3 protein-coding genes and 1 pseudogene are annotated in these 2454 nt (G+C 39.4%); all 4 read right to left on the reverse strand.

All coding sequences use genetic code 11. The features are described from left to right. Nucleotides 1-232, reverse strand: a 232-nt coding sequence (locus CDZ78_RS16045) for a hypothetical protein (RefSeq protein ID WP_140414122.1), incomplete at its 3' end; no start/stop codon positions are given. Nucleotides 233-564: 332 nt separating this feature from the next. Continuing rightward, entirely contained in the window at nucleotides 565-723 is a 159-nt protein-coding gene (locus CDZ78_RS22225) for a hypothetical protein (RefSeq protein ID WP_167374352.1), read from the reverse strand. A 183-nt stretch (nucleotides 724-906) separates the two neighbouring features. Then, nucleotides 907-2052 (reverse strand): annotated as a pseudogene (locus CDZ78_RS16050) (FMN-binding glutamate synthase family protein); the annotation flags it as partial. Between the two features lie 28 nt (nucleotides 2053-2080). Beyond that, on the reverse strand, nucleotides 2081-2454 hold a 374-nt coding region (locus tag CDZ78_RS16055), incomplete at its 5' end, for an ISAzo13-like element transposase-related protein (RefSeq protein WP_444979214.1).

Here is a 2454-nt window from a genome sequence, read left to right on the forward strand (position 1 = left end):
AGGTTGAAAGAGGGCATTGCTCCTCATGAACCTCTTCTGCTGCCTGTAAAAAATGGCGACCACTATCCACCAAACTGATGCAACGTAACATCCCAAGACGAATAAAGCCAATATCGTTTAGTCCTGGGCATGCTCGCTTCCACAAAGGGTAACGTTCTGCTGATACGGCATTGTCCATGCTCTTATTGCAGTGATCAAAAATAAAGGCATTCAGTGTCTGGGATTCGTACATGAGAGTTTCCGATTATAAGGTTTATAAAACGGAAAATTATAAAAAAAATGTTTTTCGTAATTGCAAGCTTTATTTTAGGTTTTTTGTTGTTTTTCCATGTGCTTATCCTGCGAAGAATTTTTAGGATTGATTAAAAATCTGGGAGTAGGACAAGATAATCGCATACCGCCTCTAAAATAAGGCATACTCTCTAAGTTTCTTAGCTATTGTTGCTTTCAATGGAAACACTGATGATGTTTATAGCAAACCCCTACTTAATTCCCCTTAGGCAATAGCATTTGAAACGAATGAAAAGACTATTTTTTTCATATAGTTGTAGCATAGTTTCAATTTTACCATAAATAATTATTGGGAAACTTCAGTTTTGGAGTAACTGGCTTTGATAGCATCAGCAAGCCTTCTTTTTGAATATTTTGCAATACAGAAGTATCGGTATCTCCTGTTATTATTATCCCAGGATCAAGTACGGGGCAGGCTTTGAAGACGAACAAAAATCCTGCGTAATTCTGGTATATTCTTTTCTGAAAATCAGCTAAGAAAGGAGAAATTGTTATGTCAGAACTAATAGATAATGAAATCCATACTATAGGTGGGCACTCAATATGAAGCGGCTGTTGCCTTGCAATTTGCTTTTAGTGCAAATAAGAGCATCAACAAAATCTATATCTCTCTTATCAATTGATTTCGCACGCCGCACAGTTAAACATTTCTGCATTGGCTTGTTTTATATCCTCGTCAAAGGCAGATGGGAATGGCTCTGATAATAAATTGCCAGCGACCATGGGAGGGTAAATATCTTGATAATGACTGATTTGTGTCTGACTGGTTCGTCTGAATATATGTTTTCTATTAAGCTCTTCAGTACGTGATAAACCTGCTGCTGCTAGAATTTCAGCGACACTTTTAACGGTTTCTTCATGGAAGTTAGCAACACGTTGGCGTTTATCGCTAACATTCAGACCTTTGACTAATGCGGGCCGTTGCGTACTGATGCCTGTAGGGCAGTGCCCCGTATTACATTGTAATGATTGAATGCAACCCATCGATAGCATCATGCCGCGCGCACTATTACATAAATCAGCCCCTATGCTTAAACGTTTGATAATGTGAAAGCCGGTAAAAACCTTACCTGAGGCAATGATTTTGATGTCTTTTTTTAAATCAAAACCGATTAGGCAATCACTAACAAAGGCCAGGGCATCTAATAATGGCATACCAATGGAATTGCTATATTCCAATGGAGCGGCACCCGTTCCGCCTTCACCCCCATCAACGGTAATAAAGTCGGGGTTAATACCGGTTTTCAGCATTGCTTTACACAAAGCAAGAAAATCACTACGCTGACCAATACATAATTTAAATCCAATGGGTTTACCTCCGGACAGATCGCGCAGTTGCTGAATAAATTCTAGTAATTCAATAGGTGTGGAAAAAGCCGAATGTGTTGCAGGAGAATTAATCTGCGTATAAGCTTCAACACCTCTTATTTTAGCGATTTCTGGCGTGTTTTTACAGGCAGGTAAGACTCCGGCATGCCCAGGTTTTGCTCCCTGAGATAATTTTATCTCAATCATTTTGACACTAGGGAGCATGGCTTTTTCAGCAAACAGTTTTTCACTAAATCCGCCGTTTACTGTTCGGCAACCAAAATAGCCCGTGCCTATCTGCCAGGTTAAATCGCCAGCAAATTTTAAATGGTATGAACTAATGCCGCCTTCACCCGTATTATGTGCAAAGTTACCCAGTTTTGCCCCACCATTCAAAGCCATAACGGCATGACTGCTTAAGGCGCCAAAACTCATAGCATATATATTAAGGAATAAGCACGAAACAACGTCCCGATATTAATTATTCTTGAGGAATTGCCCGGTAATTCCATTTTGGTAAATGTGTATCAAATACAATCGGCATTATTTCTTTGAAGTCAGCGGCATATTTTCGTCCTGTCTCGTATATTTTGTCGAGTATGTGAACAATTGTTGTTAGTCCTTTTGACGTTGATGTTCTAGAAATCAATGTTTTAACTGTTTCAACCGAGTGAAATACAACACCTTCACAAGCACGAGTCACATGAGGAAAAAAACGATGTTCAATGGGATTATACTTGGAGGTATAAGGAGGATAGTGGGCAATCCTAATTTCCAATCCAAGTGCATTCGCAGTCTTTTGTAAATCTTCTTTAAAAATGTAGTGCCGTGAGCTGTTACTCTCTCCACCATCGC

It is taken from the genome of Bathymodiolus platifrons methanotrophic gill symbiont (assembly GCF_002189065.1).
In the GTDB taxonomy this organism is placed as follows: domain Bacteria; phylum Pseudomonadota; class Gammaproteobacteria; order Methylococcales; family Methylomonadaceae; genus Methyloprofundus.